Source organism: Pseudomonas imperatae (assembly GCF_057128625.1).
Genome location: NZ_JBSKHP010000017.1, coordinates 110,448 through 127,623 on the forward strand (window position 1 = coordinate 110,448; position 17,176 = coordinate 127,623).

19 protein-coding genes are annotated in these 17,176 nt (G+C 67.5%); 11 read left to right on the forward strand and 8 right to left on the reverse strand.

Annotated features, from left to right (window positions below; all coding sequences use genetic code 11):
* Nucleotides 1–5: 5 nt before the first annotated feature.
* Nucleotides 6–437, reverse strand: coding sequence for a hypothetical protein (locus tag ACWKWX_RS21305; protein ID WP_483828837.1), 432 nt, complete (start codon nucleotides 435–437; stop codon nucleotides 6–8).
* A 140-nt stretch (nucleotides 438–577) separates the two neighbouring features.
* Here ACWKWX_RS21305 and ACWKWX_RS21310 point away from each other — a divergent pair, with 140 nt between their 5' ends.
* The 5 genes from ACWKWX_RS21310 (at nucleotide 578) to ACWKWX_RS21330 (ending at nucleotide 5,889) form a co-directional block, all read left to right on the forward strand.
* Complete coding sequence (locus ACWKWX_RS21310) at nucleotides 578–1,273, forward strand: fumarylacetoacetate hydrolase family protein (RefSeq protein WP_483828838.1); 696 nt, start codon at nucleotides 578–580, stop codon at nucleotides 1,271–1,273.
* A 58-nt stretch (nucleotides 1,274–1,331) separates the two neighbouring features.
* Nucleotides 1,332–2,249, forward strand: a complete 918-nt coding sequence (locus ACWKWX_RS21315; protein WP_483828839.1) for a helix-turn-helix transcriptional regulator — start codon at nucleotides 1,332–1,334, stop codon at nucleotides 2,247–2,249.
* Nucleotides 2,250–2,309: 60 nt separating this feature from the next.
* A complete protein-coding gene (locus tag ACWKWX_RS21320; protein WP_483828840.1) occupies nucleotides 2,310–3,269 on the forward strand; it encodes an alpha/beta fold hydrolase in 960 nt (319 codons plus the stop codon).
* 262 nt (nucleotides 3,270–3,531) lie between these two features.
* Nucleotides 3,532–4,848, forward strand: coding sequence for an OprD family porin (locus ACWKWX_RS21325; RefSeq protein ID WP_483828841.1), 1,317 nt, complete (start codon nucleotides 3,532–3,534; stop codon nucleotides 4,846–4,848).
* A gap of 135 nt (nucleotides 4,849–4,983) precedes the next feature.
* Nucleotides 4,984–5,889: a LysR family transcriptional regulator gene (locus tag ACWKWX_RS21330; RefSeq protein WP_473002262.1), complete on the forward strand. Its 906-nt coding sequence runs from the start codon at nucleotides 4,984–4,986 to the stop codon at nucleotides 5,887–5,889.
* Here ACWKWX_RS21330 and ACWKWX_RS21335 read toward each other — a convergent pair.
* The 5 genes from ACWKWX_RS21335 to ACWKWX_RS21355 form a co-directional block, all read right to left on the reverse strand.
* A complete protein-coding gene (locus ACWKWX_RS21335; RefSeq protein ID WP_483828842.1) occupies nucleotides 5,861–7,276 on the reverse strand; it encodes an efflux transporter outer membrane subunit in 1,416 nt (471 codons plus the stop codon). The genes ACWKWX_RS21330 and ACWKWX_RS21335 overlap by 29 nt on opposite strands.
* Complete coding sequence (locus ACWKWX_RS21340) at nucleotides 7,273–8,328, reverse strand: HlyD family secretion protein (protein WP_483828843.1); 1,056 nt, start codon at nucleotides 8,326–8,328, stop codon at nucleotides 7,273–7,275. The genes ACWKWX_RS21335 and ACWKWX_RS21340 overlap by 4 nt, the downstream gene beginning before the upstream one ends.
* Nucleotides 8,329–8,348: 20 nt before the next feature.
* The gene (locus ACWKWX_RS21345) at nucleotides 8,349–9,893 is read right to left on the reverse strand and encodes an MFS transporter (RefSeq protein ID WP_483828844.1); all 1,545 of its coding nucleotides are present in this window, start codon (nucleotides 9,891–9,893) and stop codon (nucleotides 8,349–8,351) included.
* A 103-nt stretch (nucleotides 9,894–9,996) separates the two neighbouring features.
* The gene (locus ACWKWX_RS21350) at nucleotides 9,997–10,410 is read right to left on the reverse strand and encodes a DoxX family protein (protein WP_473002258.1); all 414 of its coding nucleotides are present in this window, start codon (nucleotides 10,408–10,410) and stop codon (nucleotides 9,997–9,999) included.
* Between the two features lie 195 nt (nucleotides 10,411–10,605).
* Nucleotides 10,606–11,199 (reverse strand): HAMP domain-containing protein, encoded by a 594-nt coding sequence (locus tag ACWKWX_RS21355; protein ID WP_483828845.1) that lies wholly within the window; start codon nucleotides 11,197–11,199, stop codon nucleotides 10,606–10,608.
* Between the two features lie 148 nt (nucleotides 11,200–11,347).
* On the opposite strand from ACWKWX_RS21355, the gene ACWKWX_RS21360 reads away from it, so the two are divergent.
* From ACWKWX_RS21360 to ACWKWX_RS21375, 4 genes are all read left to right on the forward strand, one after another.
* The gene (locus ACWKWX_RS21360) at nucleotides 11,348–12,388 is read left to right on the forward strand and encodes a hypothetical protein (protein ID WP_416424399.1); all 1,041 of its coding nucleotides are present in this window, start codon (nucleotides 11,348–11,350) and stop codon (nucleotides 12,386–12,388) included.
* Complete coding sequence (locus ACWKWX_RS21365; protein WP_473002255.1) at nucleotides 12,378–12,995, forward strand: trimeric intracellular cation channel family protein; 618 nt, start codon at nucleotides 12,378–12,380, stop codon at nucleotides 12,993–12,995. The genes ACWKWX_RS21360 and ACWKWX_RS21365 overlap by 11 nt, the downstream gene beginning before the upstream one ends.
* A 194-nt stretch (nucleotides 12,996–13,189) precedes the next feature.
* Nucleotides 13,190–13,420 carry a type II toxin-antitoxin system VapB family antitoxin gene (gene vapB / locus ACWKWX_RS21370; RefSeq protein WP_473002254.1) on the forward strand — a complete coding sequence of 77 codons (231 nt, stop codon included), beginning with the start codon at nucleotides 13,190–13,192 and terminating at the stop codon, nucleotides 13,418–13,420.
* Nucleotides 13,417–13,830 (forward strand): type II toxin-antitoxin system VapC family toxin, encoded by a 414-nt coding sequence (locus ACWKWX_RS21375; RefSeq protein WP_483828846.1) that lies wholly within the window; start codon nucleotides 13,417–13,419, stop codon nucleotides 13,828–13,830. The genes vapB and ACWKWX_RS21375 overlap by 4 nt, the downstream gene beginning before the upstream one ends.
* 3 nt (nucleotides 13,831–13,833) lie before the next feature.
* On the opposite strand, the gene ACWKWX_RS21380 is transcribed toward ACWKWX_RS21375, so the two are convergent.
* Both ACWKWX_RS21380 and gspG read right to left on the reverse strand, forming a co-directional pair.
* Complete coding sequence (locus tag ACWKWX_RS21380) at nucleotides 13,834–15,021, reverse strand: type II secretion system F family protein (protein WP_416424395.1); 1,188 nt, start codon at nucleotides 15,019–15,021, stop codon at nucleotides 13,834–13,836.
* A 12-nt stretch (nucleotides 15,022–15,033) separates the two neighbouring features.
* Nucleotides 15,034–15,468 (reverse strand): type II secretion system major pseudopilin GspG, encoded by a 435-nt coding sequence (gene gspG / locus ACWKWX_RS21385; protein WP_416424394.1) that lies wholly within the window; start codon nucleotides 15,466–15,468, stop codon nucleotides 15,034–15,036.
* Between the two features lie 190 nt (nucleotides 15,469–15,658).
* Between gspG and ACWKWX_RS21390 the strand changes: the two genes are divergently transcribed.
* Nucleotides 15,659–16,270 (forward strand): lytic transglycosylase domain-containing protein, encoded by a 612-nt coding sequence (locus ACWKWX_RS21390; RefSeq protein ID WP_416424393.1) that lies wholly within the window; start codon nucleotides 15,659–15,661, stop codon nucleotides 16,268–16,270.
* Between the two features lie 136 nt (nucleotides 16,271–16,406).
* Nucleotides 16,407–17,081: an SCO family protein gene (locus ACWKWX_RS21395; protein ID WP_416424392.1), complete on the forward strand. Its 675-nt coding sequence runs from the start codon at nucleotides 16,407–16,409 to the stop codon at nucleotides 17,079–17,081.
* The last annotated feature ends 95 nt before the right edge of the window (nucleotides 17,082–17,176 follow it).

Sequence of the window (17,176 nt, forward strand, 5' to 3'; positions counted from 1 at the left end):
GCCGCTCAGGGCTGGGAAGGGGTATCGTCCGGGCCCACCGGGTGCAGGCCGCTGCGCAGGATGCGCCGCACCCGCTGCATCTTCTCCACCGAGCCGGGCACGCCGTTGCCCATGTCCAGCAGGGCCTGGGCGCACAGCTTGGGGCCGTAGCCGTCGAGCTTGGCGAATTCCTCGCCGGACATGTGAATGGTTTTGAGGGCGAAGGCCAGCAGGTTGTCGCCCGGGTTGGGGCCGTTGAGGATGCCCTGGATCATGTACGCCAGGGCCTGGCGGTACTGGCCCTGGGTGTGGATGGCGGCGCAGTCGATGTCGGTGCCGGCGAAGGTCTGCACCATCAGGCGGCGCATGACCTCGTCGAGCAGTGCCGGTTCGCTGCCGTCGTCCTCGAACACCTTGGTGCGGCGCAGAGGAATGACGTTGTCGTCGTGATCGCTCATGGGTACTCCTTGTGGTGACGCTACAGGGAAAGTATGCGCCATTGCGTTGCGCTGTCCATAATCCGCGCGGCGCTGTCCAAGCCAGGCACCGTTGCGAGCGGGCACACTGCAGGCCTGCCTTTGCCATCAGGAGCCCCTCCATGACCGAGTACGTGATTGCCCCACCGCCCGCCGCCAGCGTCGCCATTGCCGGCGACAGCCGCCGTTTCCCCGTGCGCCGGGTGTTCTGCGTGGGCCGCAATTATTCCGAGCACGCGCGGGAAATGGGCCATGACCCGGACCGCGAGCCACCGTTCTTCTTCTGCAAGCCCGCCGACGCCGTGGTGCCGGCCGAGGGCGTGATCGCCTACCCGCCGCTGACCGCCGACCTGCACCATGAGGTGGAACTGGTGGTGGCTATCGCCGAGGGCGGCGTCGACATCGCCCCCGAGCAGGCCCTGGCGCATGTGTGGGGCTATGGCGTGGGCCTGGACCTGACCCGCCGCGACCTGCAGGCCCAGGCCAAGAAGCAGGGCCGGCCGTGGGACTGGGCCAAGGGCTTCGACGAGTCGGCGCCGTGCACCGCGTTGATCCCGGCCAGCACCCTGGGCCACCCGGCCAGCGGCGCCATCTGGCTCACGGTGAACGGCGAGGAGCGCCAGCGCGGCGACCTGGCGGACCAGATCTGGGCGGTGCCGGACGTGATCGCCTACCTGTCGCAATCGGTGGCGCTGCAGCCCGGCGACCTGATCTTCACCGGCACCCCGGCCGGCGTCGGCGCCTTGCAGCCCGGCGACCAGGTCAGCGCCGGCATCGACGGTGTCGCCCAGTTCGCCTTGCGCATCGGCCAGCGCTGACAGCCGCCGCGCCGCGCTTTAGACTGGCGGCGTCTTTCCGGCTTTCGAGGTTGCTGCCATGTCGTCCCTGTCCCGCGTGCCCACCTACGGCATGCAGCAGCGCAGCAACCGCGAGGATTTCTACATCCGCGACAAGCAGGAGCGCGAGGCGCTGACCTCGCCGCACCGCCACGAATACTTCCAGATCCAGGTCAACCTGGGCGGCGACACCGTGCAGCACATCGGCGGCGCGGTGCGGCCGTTCCCGCGCAACGCCCTGAGCTTTATCCTGCCGCACCGCCTGCACCTGATCCCGCACCCCGAGCACGGCAACTTCATGCTCATCAACTTCGCCCAGGGTTTCCTGCTGCCGCACCTGGCCTGCGACCCGCTGGACCTGGAGGACGTGCCCCTGGGCCAGGCCCCCGAGCTGGCGCCGTTCCAGTGCCAGGAACACCTGGATTTCATTCTCGACGACGGCGCCTTTGCCGAGGTCCAGGCCTTGCTGCTGCGCCTGCGCGAGCTGGACCGCACCCGTGACTTCGGCACCACCACCTTGCTGCGGGCCGGGCTGTTGCAACTGATTGGCCTGGTCAGCCAGCGCTTCGCCCCGGCGTTGCAGCAACTGGCCAGCGACAAGGCCGCACGGCGCGGCCGCCGCGACGCGCTGGCGCGGGTGACGGCCTATATTCGCGAGCACATCGCCAACCCGGAGCTGACCTTGAAGGACGCGGCCGCCGCGGCGTTCCTGTCGCCCAACTACCTCACCCACCTGCTGCGCAAGGACACCGGCAGCACCTTCAGCGAACTGGTGCTGGAGCGGCGCATGCGCCTGGCGCGCACCCATCTGCTCAACAGCGACGAGCCCATCAGCCACGTCGCCCAGCGCTGCGGTTTCAGCGACGAAGCGTACTTTTCGCGGCGCTTCCGCCAGACCCAGGGCCTGCCGCCCGGGCAATTTCGCCGACAGCAGCGCGAGCATAGCGTCCATCAATGATGGTTAGCGTTGTGGCCGGGCTTTGCTAGGGTAGGTGAAAGGTTCAGACGAGCATGGACGATGAAGGCCACACAACAACGCACCCTGGCGGTCAACGGCATCACCCTGAGCGTGCACGTCGCCGGGCCCGAACACGGCCGGCCGGTGTGGCTGCTGCACGGTTTCCCCGAGTGCTGGTACTCGTGGCGGGCGCAGATCGCGCCGCTGGTGGCCGCAGGTTACCAGGTGTGGGTGCCGGAGATGCGCGGCTACGGCGCCAGCTCCGCGCCCCAGGCGGTGGAGGCCTACGACCTGTTGACCCTGTGCGCCGACATCCAGGGCGCCATGGACCTGCTGGGCCAGCGCCAGGTGTGCGTGGTGGGCCACGACTGGGGCGCGCCGGTGGCTTGGCACCTGGCGCTGCTGGAACCTGAGCGGGTGCAGGCGGTGGTGGCCCTGTCGGTGCCCTACGCCGGGCGGCCAAAGCAGCCGGCGATAGAGCTGATACGCGCGCACTTCAAGGACCGTTTCAACTACATCCTGTATTTCCAGAACCCGGGGGTGGCCGAGGCCGAGCTGGACGCCGACATCGCCCACACCCTGCGCATGTTCATGCAGGGCGGCGCCAACGGCGACCTGATCCTCAAGCACAAGCCCGCCAGCGCCACGCTGTTCGACGGCATCAACCAGCCCGACCGGCTGCCGCCCTGGTGCAGCGCCGAGGCGTTCGAGGTGTACGTGCAAACCTTCGCCGGCCGCGGCTTCCATGGCGCGCTGAACTGGTACCGCAATTTCGAACGCAACTGGCAGCGCACCGAAGCCCTGGCCGAAGCCTGCGTCGAGCAGCCGGCGCTGTTCCTGCTGGGCGACCTGGATCCAGTCGGCGTGCTGGAGGCGCACACGTTGCTGCGCATGCCCAAACGGGTGCCACGCCTGGAGCAGCACATCGTCAAGGCCTGCGGGCACTGGATACAGAGCGAACAGCCCGACATCGTCAACGGGCATTTGCTGCGCTTTCTGGCAAGCCATTTTCCCGTGTGACGTGCACAGGTGGGAGCTGGCTTGCCAGCGAGCTTTTGAGCCTCAACAGCTCGCTGGCAAGCCAGCTCCCACAATGAAGATTAATTTAACCTTCCAACCTCTTGATCCATAAAGCTTTACCCAAAGCCACGCACCACCAGCATATGCCTTTTCCCTAGGCACTTATGACCCCGCCCGGCATATCCATAGGCCAACTCCGTATTTTTGAACCAAAACGTACATTCCTACACTCCGCCGTCCCTGACCCCACCAAGGACGTCCGATGTACCGTCAAGCCTTCCCCCTGGCCCTCAGCGCCGCTTTGTTCAGCCAGCCCCTGTGGGCCGATGGTTTCCTCGATGACAGCAAGGCCGACCTGACCCTGCGCAACTTCTTCATCAACAACGACAACCGCAGCGGCACGGCCACCCCGTCCAAGCAGCAGGAGTGGGGCCAGGGCTTCATCCTCAATTACACCTCGGGCTTCACCGACGGCCCGCTGGGCTTGGGCCTCGACGCCCTGGGCATGCTCGGCCTGCGCCTGGACTCGGGCAAGGGCCAGGCCTACAACAGCGGCAGCAGCGGCGGCGGCATTGTCTTCCCCAGTGAGAGCGACGGCCGCGCGGTGAACGACTTCGCCAGCCTGGGCCTGACCGCCAAGCTGCGCTTCTCGAAGACCGAGATTCGCCATGGCACCCTGCAGCCGCACCTGCCGGTGATCGGCATCAACGACGGGCGCCTGCTGCCGCAGACGTTCCAGGGCACCCAGGTAACCAGCCGCGAGTTCGACAACCTGACCCTCATTGGCGGCAAGATCACCTCGGTGAAGGGCCGCAACTCCAGCAACCAGGCGTCGCTGTCGATCGCCGGCGCCAACAGCCTTACCGGCCAGCGCAGCAACGCCTTCTACTACGCTGGCGCCGACTACCGGCTGGACCCGCACACCACCGCGCAGTACTACTTCGCCAACCTCGACGACTTCTACGACCAGCATTTCGTGGGCCTGACCCACAGCACCAAGCTGCCGCGCGGCACCTTGCAGACCGACCTGCGCGGCTTCATCAGCAGCAGCCAGGGCGAGAACGCCAGCGCGGCCGGGCGGTTGGCCGGCTACAAATCCAGTGGCGCGGTGGGCAGCAACGGCGAGGTCGACAACCGCACCTGGAGCGCGCTGTTCACCTACACCCTGGGCAGCCAGTCGCTGGCGGCGGGGTACCAGCGCGTCAACGGCAGCAGCGACTTCCCGTTCATCAACCAGGGCGACGGCAACGCCCCGTACCTGATCACCAGCCGCCAGATTGGCCGCTTTCAGCACGCCGGCGAGCGCACCTGGCTGGCCCAGTACAGCTACGACTTCGCCGGCCTGGGCCTGTCGGGGCTGAGCGCCTCGGTGGTCTACCTCAACGGCGACCACGTGCAGGCGGCCAGCACCGGCGGTGAGTGGGAGCGCGACGTTGCGCTGAACTACGTGGTCAACCAGGGCCGGTTCAAGGGCCTGGGCTTCAGCTGGCTGAACGCCGCGTTCCGCACCGAAGTGACCGGCCAGCGCAGCCAGGATGAGAACCGCCTGATCGTCAGCTACCGCTTCGCACTGCTGTAGCAGCGATTGCTTTTGTGGGAGCTGGCTTGCCAGCGAGTTTTGCTGGCCTCAACAGCTCGCTGGCAAGCCAGCTCCCACAGGACCGTTGCAGCCACGGATTGCCGGGAGGCTACTGGTGCTCTTATGCTTCGGGCCATGAAAAATCCTGACCTGAACCTGTTGTACGCGCTCGATATCCTGCTCGAAGAAGGCTCGGTAGCCGGCGCCGCGCGGCGCCTGAACCTCAGCGCACCCGCCACCAGCCGCATCCTTGGAAGGATTCGCGAGGCCTTCGACGACCCGATTTTCGTCCGCTCCCAGCGCGGCCTGGTGCCCACGCCCAAGGCCCTGGCCCTGCAGCAGCAGGTGCGCGGCGCGGTGGAACTGGCCCGCGGGGTGTTCCAGCAGAGCCAGGGCCTGGACCTGGCTACCCTGGAGCGCACCTTTAGCCTGCGTGCCAACGACGTGTACATCGGCGCTTACGGCAGCGCCTTGCGCGAGTTGCTGCGCGAACAATGCCCGCGCTGCGTGCTGCGCTTCGTGCCGGAAAGCGACCTGGACCACGACCCGCTCAACCAGGGCAGCATCGACCTGATGATCGGCTCGCGGCGCGCGTTCGGCCCCGACATCAAGGTACAGCGCCTGTTCGACACCGAGTTTGTCGGCCTGGCCCGGCGCGGCCACCCGATCTTCCAGCAGCGGCTGGACCTGCACAGCTTCGTCGCCCACGACCACGTCACCGTGTCGCGCCGCGGCCTGGCACGCGGGCCGCTGGACGACGCGTTGCAGGCCCACGGCCTGAGCAGGCGGGTGGCGTACATCACGCCCACCTTCCACAGCGCGCTGTTCGCGGTGGCCGAATCCGACCTGCTGTTGCCGATCATGCCGGTGAACATGCTACCTACACTGGAACGCCTGGGCCTGCCGTTGCAAGCCTTCGCGCTGCCGGTGGCGCTGCCCAGCGTGGAGATTGTCCAGGCCTGGCACCCGCGCCTGGACAACGACCCCGCGCACCGCTGGCTGCGGCGCGCGCTCAAGCACCTGGCCGAGCCGGCGCCGTAGCCTGCCAGCCACCGCCCAGGCTGCGGTACAGGTCCACCAGCGCCAATGACACTTGGGCGCTGCTGGCCACCTGGGCTGCCTGGTTGTCCAGCAGCGTGGCCTGCACGGTCAACACGTTGAGGAAATCGACACTGCCCTGGGCGTACTGCAGCTGGGCGCTGCGCAGGGCACGCTGGCTGGCGGCCACGGCTTGCCCAAGGCTTGCCTGGCGGCGTTGTTCGGCCTGGTAGGCGGACAGCGCGTCGGCCACCTCATGCCAGGCGCCGAGCACGGTCTTGCGGTATACGATGGCCGCTTCCTGTTGGCGACCTTCGCTCAGGCGCAGCGCCCCTTGCAACCGGCCGCCCTCGAACACCGGCAGGCTCACCCCCGGGCCTGCAGCAAAACTGCGCGAGGCCCAGTTGCCCAGGTTCGCCAGCTGCATGGCCTGCAGGCCGACGTCGGCGCCCAGGGTAATGCGCGGGTAAAAGTCGGCCTGGGCCACGCCGATGGCGGCGGTGGCGGCGTGCAGCTGCGCCTCGGCCTCGCGGATGTCCGGGCGCCGCTCGGCCAGTTCGCTGGGCAGCCCGGCCGGCACCTGGGCCGGGCCGTGGGGCACGGGCGCCGGTGCACCGAGTTGCGCCTTGAGGGTGTCCGGGGCCTGGCCGATCAACAGGCTCAGGGCGTTGATCAGCAGGCTTTCGCGTTGTTCCAGGGCCGGCAAGCGCGCCTCGATGGCCGCGGTCAGGGCCTGGGCCTGTGCCACCTGCAGGTCGGTGGCCACGCCTTGGGCGCGTTGGGCCTGGGTCAGGGCCAGGCTGTGGCGAGCAATGGCAAGGTTGTCGCGGGTGGCCTGCAGGGCGCTTTGGCTGCCGCGCAATTCAATGTAGTCGCGCGCGGTCAGGGCCACGATCGCCAGTTGCACGCCGTGCTGCTGTTCCTGCACCGCCTGCACGCTGGCGTCGGCAGCCTCGACGCTGCGGCGCACGCGGCCCCACAGGTCGGCCTCCCAGCTGATGGCAAGGCCTGCGTTCCAGACGCTGTAGGCGCGCGTGCCGTCGTAGCCGGAAATGTCCATCAGGCCATCCTGGCTGTTGCGCGCCCGCTGGTAACTGGCGCTGGCATCGACGCTGGGCAGGCGCCCGGCCGCCACCGTGGCGCGCAGGGCCTGGCTCTGGCGGACGTGGCTGGCGGCGATGGCGAGGTCCAGGTTGCCGGCCCGGGCCTGGGCGATCAGCGCCGACAGTTGCGGGTCGTTGAAGCTGTCCCACCAGTGCGGGTCGACTTCACCGCCAGCGGCGCGCCAGTGTTGCGGCAAATCCGCCGCCGGGCGCTTGAAGTCCGGGCCCTGGGTGCAGCCTTGCAGCACTGTCACCAGTACCAGCAGGGCAAGCGAACGGCGGCTCATCGGGCACCTACCTTGGCCTGGGTGTCGCCGGTGTCGATGCGTGCCTCCACTGACATGCCCACCCGCAGGCGCTGGGCCAGCGGCTGGTCGGCATCGAGGACGATTTTCACCGGGATGCGCTGCACTACCTTGGTGAAGTTGCCGGTGGCGTTGTCCGGGGCAATGGCGGCAAAGGTCACGCCCGTAGCCGGGGCGATACTGTCGACGTGGCCGTGCAGGGCGTGGCCGGGGAAGGTGTCCACGGCAATGTCGGCGCGCTGGCCGGGCACCACCTCGGTGAGCTGGTTTTCCTGGAAGTTGGCCACTACATAGGCCTGGCTGCGCGGCACCACGGCCAGCAGCGGGTCGCCGGGCTTGACGTAGCTGCCCACGCGCACGCTGCGCCGGCCCACTTCGCCGGCCTGGGGGGCGCGCAGGTCGGTGTAGCTGAGGTCCAGTTGCGCGCGCTCGACCTGGCTTTGCGCTTGTCGCACCAGGGCCTGGGCCGTGGCCTGCTGGGCCTGCAGCACGTCGGTCTGCTTGAGCACGGCGGCCACCGCCGCGCGGTGTTCGGCAGCCACGGCGCGCACGCTGCGCAGGCGCGCCTGGGCCTGCTGGAAGCGCTGCACGGTGCCCGCGCCCTGGCCGGCCAGGGCCTGGTAGCGCTGCTGTTCGTGCTCGGCAAAGGCTACCTGGGCGCTGTCGGCGTCGAGCACCGCGCGCGCCTGGTCAACCATGGCCTGCTGGCGCAGCAGCGTCGCCCGGGCGTCCTCGGCGCGGGCCTGGGCGGCGGTCAGGGCTGCCTGCGCAGCTTGCAGGGCGTTGCGGTAGTCGCGGTCGTCGATGTGCACCAGCGGCTGGCCGGCGCTGACGGCCTGGTTGTCGTCCACCAGGACGCGGTCGACGATGCCAGCCACCTTGGGCGCCACCAGCATCAGGTCGGCCTGCACGAAGGCGTCATCGGTGCGCTGCACCGGGCCTTGGGCGCACAGCAGGTAGCCGGCGCCGGCGGCCAGCACGGTGCCACTGGCCAGCAGGGCGGCCAGGCTTTTTCGGGAGGTTATTTCAGTCATGGGCAATGTCCACACAAGGTTCAGGAAGCGGCGCGTGGCGGGTAGACACGCGTCGGCAGGATCGGAATCAGCACAATAAGCAACAGCGCCAGCAGGCCCATGGCCCGGTACAGGTCGGCGGCGGTGAGCACTTCGGCCTGGCGGTGCAGGCGCGCGGCCAGCTCGCTGCCGGTGGCGCCCGGCCACAGGTTGCCCAGGCGGTCCACCAGCATCGTCGAGTGCAGGTGCAGGCGGTGCAGGCTCAGGGTTTCCAGCGTGCTGCCGGCGGCCACCGCGGCGAAGCCCTTGACCGTGTTGAACCAGGCCGAGGCGAACGGCCCATCCGCCGGTTGCAGGCCGCCGGTGGCCAGCATCAGCAGCGGGATCACCGCCATGGGCTGGGCGATGATCTGGATCATCTGCAAGGGATAGAAGTCGCCGCGGTGCCAGGCCACCGTGAGCTGCGAGCCGAGCAAACACACCAGCGCCATCAGCCCCAGGCCGGCGGCCAGCACCCAGCGGCAATCCACCACGCGGTTGTTGAGCAAGGCCACCACCAGCGGCAGCGAGACCAGTTGCGGCAGCGCCACCCACAGCAGCACCGGCGCGGTCTGCAGCGGCCGGTAGCCCTGCACGCCGGCCAGGTAGTTGGCCGGGATAATGATCACCGCCAGCAGCACGAACAGCACGCCGCCCAGGGTGACCAGCGCGTGGCTGAGGTTGCGCAGGCGCAGCATCTGCACCTTGAAGAAGGGCAGCGGGTGGAACCATTCATTGATGAAGAACAGCACCAGCAGGCCCAGGCCACCGCCCACCAGGGCGCGGATCAGGCTGGAGGCGAACCAGGCCAGGCGCTCGCCCTGTTCAAGGCCCAGCACCAGCAGGATCAGCCCGGGCAGGCCCAGCAGCAGGCCGCGCCAGTCCAGTTGGCGCAGGCGTTCCAGGCGCAGCGGGTCCTGGGGCAGGCCCCAGGCCACGGCGGCCATGGCCAGCAGGGTGGTGGGGATGACCTGCCAGAATGCCCAGCGCCAGCCCAGGTACTCCACCGCCCAGGCGGCCAACGGCAGGCCGAAGCTGGGCCCGAAAGTGGCGGTCAGGGCGTAGCCGCCCAGGCCGTAGAGCTTGATGCCCGGCGGCAGGAAGCGCAGGGCTACCGACATCAGCATGGGCGGCAGGGCCCCGCCGGCAAAACCCTGGAGCACGCGCAGCAGCAACAGGCTCGGGTAGTTGGGCGCCAGCGGGCACAGCAGGCCCAGCAGCACGAAGGCGCCCATGGCCCACAGGGTGAAGCGGCGCAAGGTGAAGGTGGCGGCGCACCAGGGTGCGAAGGCCATGGCGGCCACCGATGTCGCCGCGTAGCTGGCCAGCAACCAGCTGGCGTCATCCAGGCCGATGCCCATGGCGCCGCGAATGTCGGCCATGGCGAACTTGGTGACGCCGTCGTTGAAGCCTGACACCAGCACGGCCAGCAGCACGCCCACCAGCCCGGTGGCGATGCGCAGGCCGAAGGCCGCCGGGCCTGGCGCGGCGGCTGGCCGCACCGGTTCGGGCAGTAGGGTGTGAGGGGGCGCGAGGAGGGCGCTCATGAGGTGGCTCCGCAGTCAGTGACGATGCGGGCAGTCTAAGCAGCGCTTCCGATTACCAATATTGCTGTTTTGGCACTTTCAACCTGCGTTTTTTGCACGCTGGTCAGTGGCCGTCCACCGAGTAGCGGCCAGGGCCGGTGACCACCAGCAGCAACAGGCCGCCGATGATGGCGATGTTCTTGAAGAAGTTGATCTGGTTGGCCATGCGTTCGGCGCCTTCCATGTTCCAGAACGGGTGGCCGAGCAGCGCCGTGCCCAGCACGAACAGCGCCATCAGCGCGGCCAGCGGGCGGGTGTAGAAGCCCAGCACCAACAGGATGCCGACGAAGAACTCCATGAGCACCGCGATGGCTGCCGCCACCTCCGGCACGGGCGCGCCGAGCGAGGCCATGTAGCTGACCGTGCCGGCAAAGCCGGTGAGCTTGGCCCAGCCGGTCAGCAGGAACAGGATCATCAACAGAATTCTGGCGGTCAGGATGATTTCGTTGTGTTGGCGCGCGAAGAGGTTGTAACGCATGGCATTTTCCCCACAAGAGGTGTTGCCCTAACTGTAGCAGCTGCCGCCAGGCGGCGTCGGGGCCCGTGACGGTACGGTGTGCAAAGGATTTCGCGTAGCCGCTGCCGCCAGGCTGCGCTGGGCCCCGCGTGCGCTGAAGTTCTGCAGCGTGAAAAAGGGCCAGCGCAGCCTGCGGCAGCGGCTACGGAGACGGTGTCAGGACGGGGGCTTGTCGTGGAGGTAGTGCTGGGTGGCATCCAGCACTTTCACGATGGCGTCGATGTCCTGGGTGATGTCGGCCACAAGCTTAGGGTCGTCCACCAGGGTCAAGCGCAGCTTGAGCCGCGACAGCGGTGTGCGCAGGTCGTGGGACACGGCGCCGAGCATGCGCCGGCGCTCGTCGAACTTGTCGCGGATGGCCTGTTGCATGCGGTTCAGCAAACCCGCCACGTGGCGGGCCTCGACGCTGCCTGTTTCGGCCAGGGGCTGGCTGTCGAGGTCGTCGCCCAGGGGTTCGGCGGCCTGGCTGAAGCGCTTGAGCGGGCGGGTCAGTGAACGGCTGATGTACCAGGCGATGCCCACCAGCGCCAGGCCCTGGAACGCCAGCATCGCCTTGGGCCACACCAGCAGGTAGTGGGAGCTGGCCGCCAGCGCCAGGGCCGGCGTCTCGGTCTGCGGCGTGACCCCCAGGCGCGGCGGGGGCGGGATGCGGTAGTGCACGATCCAGATATAGGTCAGGGCGTGGGCAAGGAAGATCGCACCGAGGGAGACGGTGAACAGGCGGGCAAACAAGGTACGGGACTTGATCATTGCAGGGGCCAGGCAGGCACTTTTTCAAAACCATAACACTGTCTGGCCGCTTCGACGTATCCCGATGGTAACGGCGACCATGTTCGGCCGGGCGCCACCCTATACTGAACAGAACCCCTTGTACCCGAACCGATACGGAGCTGCGGTGGTGACCCTGCGTGCACTGGTCGTTGCCCTTGTCCTGCTGCTGACCGCCTGCGCCGGCGGGCGCCTGGCGTTGCAGGCGCCGCCGGTCAGCCCGGCCACCTGGCAGCAGGTGGACGCGCAAATCCTGCGCGGCTCCAGCGACGCCCGCGAGCAGGCCCGGGTGTTCGCCCGTGGCTCCATGGAGCACTGGCGCCAGCGCGTCTACGAGCAGACCGAGGAGGTATTCATTCCCTGGTTCGACAGCTACTGGACCCAGGAATGGCTGTCCATGCGCGTGAGCTGGTACACCCTCAGCGGCAGCAAGACCGACCCGGACGCCTCGGCCAAGCGCCTGGAAGCCTACCTGCAGGACCAGTACCACCGCCGGGTGCTGGCCCCGGTGGCGGTGGAGATCGAGCCCAACGCCATCGCCGTGCAGGCCACCGACTTCTATGTGCAGCTGATGACCACCCAGGTGCTGGCCATCGCCGAGCAGTACAAGCTGCCCAACCAGCAGTTCGCCCAGCACCTGGAGGGCATCGGCGTGCTCGAAGGCGCCAACCTGCAGCAGCTCACCCACGTGGTGCCCACCACCAAGGTCCCGGCCTACGCGGCGCTGTTGCAGCGCCTACGCGCAGGTGCCGAAGCGTCGCCCGAGGGACTGGCCGACGTGGCCAAGGCCACCAACACCAAGTTGCAAGGCCAGATGACCACCCGTGGCGCCGGCAGCTTCGCCGCCGCCGTGGCCGGCAAGATCGCCGGGCCGCTGATCTCCCTGGGCATGGCCGGCATTCGCGCCATCGCCCATGCCGGCGAGCGGCCCGACACCGAGGCGCAGTTGCGCAAGAACCTCGGCGCAGCCTTCGACCAGGCCTGGTTCAAGGTGCTCAACGACCCCAGTGGTGGTGTCATGGCCGGCGTCTACCGCCTGGCCGATGGCCTGGAAGTGCAGCTCGCGGCGCGCAGCGTTGCGCAACGGCTTGAGAATCGCTCAGGGGCAGCCGGCGGGTTTTCTGGCACCATGGCGCCCATCGCCGATTCAAGGAACGAGCATGGGCTTTGAAGCATTCTGGTACATCGATCTGCTGGGCACCTTCGTCTTCGCCCTGAGCGGCGCGCTGGCCGCCATCGACCGGCGCCTGGACCTGTTCGGCGTGGTGGTCATCGCCTTCGTCACCGCCTGTGGCGGCGGGGTGATCCGCGACCTGTGCCTGGGGGCGCTGCCACCGGCCGGCCTCACCAACCTGGCGTACCTGGCCGTGGTGGGCCTGGCCGTGGCCCTGGCCGGCTGCCTGCAGACCCAACTGCTGCGCCTGGCCCAGCCCACGCTGTTCTTCGACGCCATCGGCCTGGGTTTCTTCGCCGCCTTCGGCGTGCACAAGGCCTACACCCTGGTGCCGGACATCGAACTGGCGATTCTGCTCGGCGTGGTCAGCGCCGTCGGCGGCGGCATCCTGCGCGACGTGCTGCTGGGCCGCGTGCCAGTCATCCTCAGCAAGGACATCTACGCCTCGGCGGCGCTGCTCTGCGCGCTGGTGCAGCTGTGCGGCGAACTCACCTGGCTGGACCCGCAGCTCAGCGCCTGGCTGGGCATCGGCCTGTGCACGGCGCTGCGGATGCTGTCGCTGCGCTACGGCTGGAACTTGCCGGCGATCAGGAAGGTGCAATGATTTGCAGGTGTTTCTTGAGAATCGCAGCGCCTGCTGACGCGGCCTGGCGGCCGCTGCTACGGATACCGCGTACGCAAATCCCGTAGCAGCGGCCGTCAGGCCGCGTCCGGCCTCAACGCGGAAAGCCTATGCGTTGCATATGCCTGGGTTTGCGGCCATACTGCATAGGTCTGACATAGGTCGAGGCCACCTCCATGCGCACAGTGTCCATTTTCAAGAACGGCAAGAACCAGGCTATTCGCCTGCCCAATGACATGGCCTTCGACGGCGTGGGAGAGCTGGAAATCAGCCGTGAGGGCGACACCATCACCCTGCGGCCGGTGCGGCCTTCGTGGCAGTCATTTGCAGAACTGCCCCATGCCGATGATGACTTCCTGCAAGAGCGGCCCGACGTCATGGACGATGATGGCAGGTTCACCTTATGACGACCTACATGCTGGACACGTGCATTTGTTCGTTCATCATGCGTGAGCGTCCTGCTTGTGTGCTCCAGCGTCTCACCGAAGCCGCCACGCGTAACGATCGAATCGTTATTTCCGCCATCACCTATGCGGAAATGCGCTATGGCCAGATAGGCAAGAAGGCGTCGCCCCGGCATAAAGGCCTGGTGGACGAATTCGTCAGACGGCTGGATGCCATTTTGCCGTGGGGAGCCGCGGCTATTGATCGGACCATCGAAATCAAGGGGCACCTCGCGGAGGCCGGCACCCCAATTGGCCAGAATGATACGGCGATTGCCGGCCATGCCTTGGCGGAGCAGTGCACCCTGGTGACCAACAATACCCGCGAGTTTGCGCGCGTGCCGGGGCTGATCTACGAGGACTGGGTTCATTAACCCTTAGTGAATACTCGAAGCCAACTCGAAAATCGGGATATACATCAAGATCACGATCACCCCGATCAGCAGCCCGATGAAGGTCATCAGCAACGGCTCGAACAAGCGCACGAACCACTCGATCCAGCGGCCCACTTCTTCGTCGTAGAAGTCCGCGCTGCGTTCCATCATCTGCCCGACGTTGCCTGACTGTTCTCCCGCGCGCAGCAGCCGCAGTGACACTGGCGTCACCAACTGGTTGGCTTCCAGCGCGGTAGACAACGCCTGGCCTTCGCGCACCCGTGCGGCCGCCTGGTCCAGGCGCCGGGACGACTGCGCGGTCAGCAGGCCGCGGGCCATGTCCATGGCGGTGAGGATGGGGATGCCGCCCTGCAGCAGGATGCCCAGCGAGCGGTAGAAGCGCGCCAGTTCATACATGACGATGCGCTGGTGCACCGCCGGCAGCTGCTCCAGCAAGCGCCCCAGCGCCCGGCGCACGGCTGGCTGGCGCTGACCCAGGGCGACGACCACCACCAGCGCGGCCAGCGCCAGGCAAAACTCGCCCTGGTGGGCGTGCAGGAACATGCCGGTGTTCATCAGCACCTGGGACAGCCACGGCAGGTTGTCCCCCAGGCCTTCGAACACCAGGCTGAAGCGCGGCACCACGTAGCCCATCAGGAACAGCACCACGCCGCCGCCGACGATCAACAGCAGCAGCGGGTAGATCGAGGCGCTGACGATCTTCTGCCGCACCAGGTCCATGCGCTGCCGGTAGGACACATAGCGGGTGAGGGCATCGCTGACCGCGCCGGTCTTTTCGCTCGATTGCACCAGCGCCACGTACAGCGCGGGGAATACCGTCGGCAGTTGGCTCAAGGCCAGGGAGAAGGATTTGCCTTCATATAACAGGCGCACCACTTCCTCCAGGGTCTTGCGTGCCTGGGCGCCAGCTTCTTTTTCCGCCAGGCTTTCCAGGGCGTCAATCAGCGGCAGCCCGGCGTTGAGCAGGGTGCTCAGTTCCTGGCTGAACAGCACCAGGTTGAACGTCTCCCGGCCCTGGGGCCGCCAGCGCCGCCAGCCGTGCTCGGCGCGCACGCTGACCACGCGCAGGCCCTGGTCTTCGGCGATGCGCCGCGCGTCGGCGGCGGCGTTGGCTTCCACCGCCAGGGACACTACCGCGCCCTTGCTCAGGGCCTTGAGTTGAAAACGCATGGCAGGCCCTCGCTATTGCCAGTTGGTGACTTCGGCGTTTTCACCCTCGCCACCGGGTTGGCCGTCCTTGCCCAAGGACATCAGGTCGTATTCGCTGTTTTCGCCGGGGTAGCGGTAGATGTAGTTGCGGCCCCAGGGGTCTTGGGGCAGCTTTTTCTGCAGATAGGGCCCGGTCCAGTGGCTTTCCTCCGGGGGCGCCGTCACCAGCGCCTGCAGGCCCTGTTCGGTGGACGGGTAGTGGCCTACTTCCAGCCGGTACAGGTCCAGGGCCTTGCCCAGGCCCTCGATCTGCGCCTTGGCCACCTTGGTTTCCGAGCGCCCCAGTTGGGCGAAGTACTTGGGTGCGACGATGCCGGCCAGCAGGCCCAGCACCACCAGCACGACCAGCAGTTCCAGCAGGGTAAAGCCGCGGTGGCGTGCGCGGGCACGCAGGCTTGTCTGTTTCATGATGACCTCATGGGGATGGATACCGGTGCTGGGGTGATGCAATTGCCATGCAAACGCCCCTTGCCATGAGCAAACCCTTTGAATATCAGCTACTTGTAAAACGGGCACGGCCCTTGCGTACCCCCTCTGCAACCGCTGCCACTGGGGCATAACCCCCAACTTTCGGGGGGCGGAGCAGGGGAGAACGACCATGCGAACCACCATCACGCTGTTGCTGGCCGGCCTGGCCATGAGCGGCGCGGCCCAGGCCGATATGTACGTGTCCCGCGATGCCCAGGGCGGTTATGTGCTGTCCAACGTGCTGCGCCCCGGCCGCCATTACGAACGGGTGATCCACGAGCCCGCTGCCGTGGCGGGCGCCGCGCCCGTGGCTAGCAGTGCCTTGCCACAGATGATCGCCAGCCCGCCGTTCGCCGAAGCTGTGCAGGCGGCGGCGCTGGCCAACCAGTTGCCGGCGGCCTTGCTGCACGCGGTGATCGACACCGAGTCCCACTACAACCCCAACGCCCGCTCGCCCAAGGGCGCCGGCGGGCTGATGCAGCTGATGCCCCAGACCGCGCGGGAGATGGGCGTGGCGGACGTCTACGACCCGGCGGCGAACATCCGCGGCGGCGCCCGCTACCTCAAGCAATTGATGACGCTGTTCGACAACGACGTGGCCCTGGCCGTGGCCGCCTATAACGCCGGCCCCGAAGCGGTGCTCAGCCACGGCCGGGTGATACCGCCGTACGCCGAGACCCAGCGCTACGTGCCCAGCGTGCTGCGCCAGTACCGGCGGCTGCAGGGCCTGGCCCAGGACTGAAACTGGGGAAGCGGGTGGGGCATATGCCCCAACGCTTCAACATGTACTCGCAAGTGGTTGAAAATCAAACGCTGTTTGGCTGGCATGGCGATTGCGTAAACGATTGCGTCGGGTGCCATTGCAGATGAGGTGCGACATGTCCCGGGGGCCGGTGTCATGGTTGTTGAGTGTGTGCGTGCTGGCGGGCGCCTGCGCCCCCGGTCAGCGCCTGGAGAATACCCGGGTCAACTTCGCCGACGTACCCCTGGTGGACCAGGCCGGCCAGCGAGTGAACCTGGGGCGCGACCTGATGCCCCACAAGATCGTGGTGCTGGGTTTCGTCTACAGCCAATGCAGCGGCCCCTGCGCCCAGGTGCCTCAGGTGATGACGCAGTTGCAGCAGGCCCTGGGCGGGCGCGTGGGCCGCGACGTGCAACTGCTGTCCCTGAGCCTGGACCCCTGGCGCGATGACCCGCCGGCGCTGGCCGCCTACGCCCGGCAGTTCGGCGCCGGCCCCGGTTGGCGCTGGCTGACCGGCGAGCCGCGGGCCGTGCAGGCGACCGTGCAGGGCCTGGTGGGCCGGCCGTTGGGGATGGATGAGGCGTTGCCGCTGATCCTCGTCGGCGATGGCGACAAGCCCCAGTGGATCGGCTTCTACGGGCTCACCGAACCTGCGCCGCTGGTGCGCGAGGTCGAGACCCTGAGCAGCCTCAACCGCGAGCGCCGACGCAGCGTGATAGCGCGATCGAACGCCAGGGGCGGGCCTCTGGTCGAAGTTTTTCCGATGCCCTGCGCGGACAGGTCTATTTTGTCTGAGGATTGCCCCCACTAGTGGGGAATATCATATGGCCATCACTCAGGTCTTCCCCACATGTGGGGGAAGCACTCAGAGACGAAAATAAACGCTTGTTGAATCAACGGGTTAGC

Bases quoted from the DNA above. Each gene is read 5' to 3' on its own strand.
- ACWKWX_RS21310 (WP_483828838.1), top strand. From the start codon at position 578: ATGACCGAGTACGTGATTGCCCCACCGCCCGCCGCCAGCGTCGCCATT.
- ACWKWX_RS21380 (WP_416424395.1), bottom strand. From the start codon at position 15,021: ATGCGTTTTCAACTCAAGGCCCTGAGCAAGGGCGCGGTAGTGTCCCTG.
- ACWKWX_RS21395 (WP_416424392.1), top strand. From the start codon at position 16,407: ATGTCCCGGGGGCCGGTGTCATGGTTGTTGAGTGTGTGCGTGCTGGCG.
- gspG (WP_416424394.1), bottom strand. From the start codon at position 15,468: ATGAAACAGACAAGCCTGCGTGCCCGCGCACGCCACCGCGGCTTTACC.
- ACWKWX_RS21350 (WP_473002258.1), bottom strand. From the start codon at position 10,410: ATGCGTTACAACCTCTTCGCGCGCCAACACAACGAAATCATCCTGACC.
- ACWKWX_RS21330 (WP_473002262.1), top strand. From the start codon at position 4,984: ATGAAAAATCCTGACCTGAACCTGTTGTACGCGCTCGATATCCTGCTC.
- ACWKWX_RS21315 (WP_483828839.1), top strand. From the start codon at position 1,332: ATGTCGTCCCTGTCCCGCGTGCCCACCTACGGCATGCAGCAGCGCAGC.
- ACWKWX_RS21335 (WP_483828842.1), bottom strand. From the start codon at position 7,276: ATGAGCCGCCGTTCGCTTGCCCTGCTGGTACTGGTGACAGTGCTGCAA.
- ACWKWX_RS21390 (WP_416424393.1), top strand. From the start codon at position 15,659: ATGCGAACCACCATCACGCTGTTGCTGGCCGGCCTGGCCATGAGCGGC.
- ACWKWX_RS21340 (WP_483828843.1), bottom strand. From the start codon at position 8,328: ATGACTGAAATAACCTCCCGAAAAAGCCTGGCCGCCCTGCTGGCCAGT.
- ACWKWX_RS21355 (WP_483828845.1), bottom strand. From the start codon at position 11,199: ATGATCAAGTCCCGTACCTTGTTTGCCCGCCTGTTCACCGTCTCCCTC.
- ACWKWX_RS21375 (WP_483828846.1), top strand. From the start codon at position 13,417: ATGACGACCTACATGCTGGACACGTGCATTTGTTCGTTCATCATGCGT.
- ACWKWX_RS21305 (WP_483828837.1), bottom strand. From the start codon at position 437: ATGAGCGATCACGACGACAACGTCATTCCTCTGCGCCGCACCAAGGTG.
- ACWKWX_RS21325 (WP_483828841.1), top strand. From the start codon at position 3,532: ATGTACCGTCAAGCCTTCCCCCTGGCCCTCAGCGCCGCTTTGTTCAGC.
- ACWKWX_RS21365 (WP_473002255.1), top strand. From the start codon at position 12,378: ATGGGCTTTGAAGCATTCTGGTACATCGATCTGCTGGGCACCTTCGTC.
- ACWKWX_RS21320 (WP_483828840.1), top strand. From the start codon at position 2,310: ATGAAGGCCACACAACAACGCACCCTGGCGGTCAACGGCATCACCCTG.
- vapB (WP_473002254.1), top strand. From the start codon at position 13,190: ATGCGCACAGTGTCCATTTTCAAGAACGGCAAGAACCAGGCTATTCGC.
- ACWKWX_RS21345 (WP_483828844.1), bottom strand. From the start codon at position 9,893: ATGAGCGCCCTCCTCGCGCCCCCTCACACCCTACTGCCCGAACCGGTG.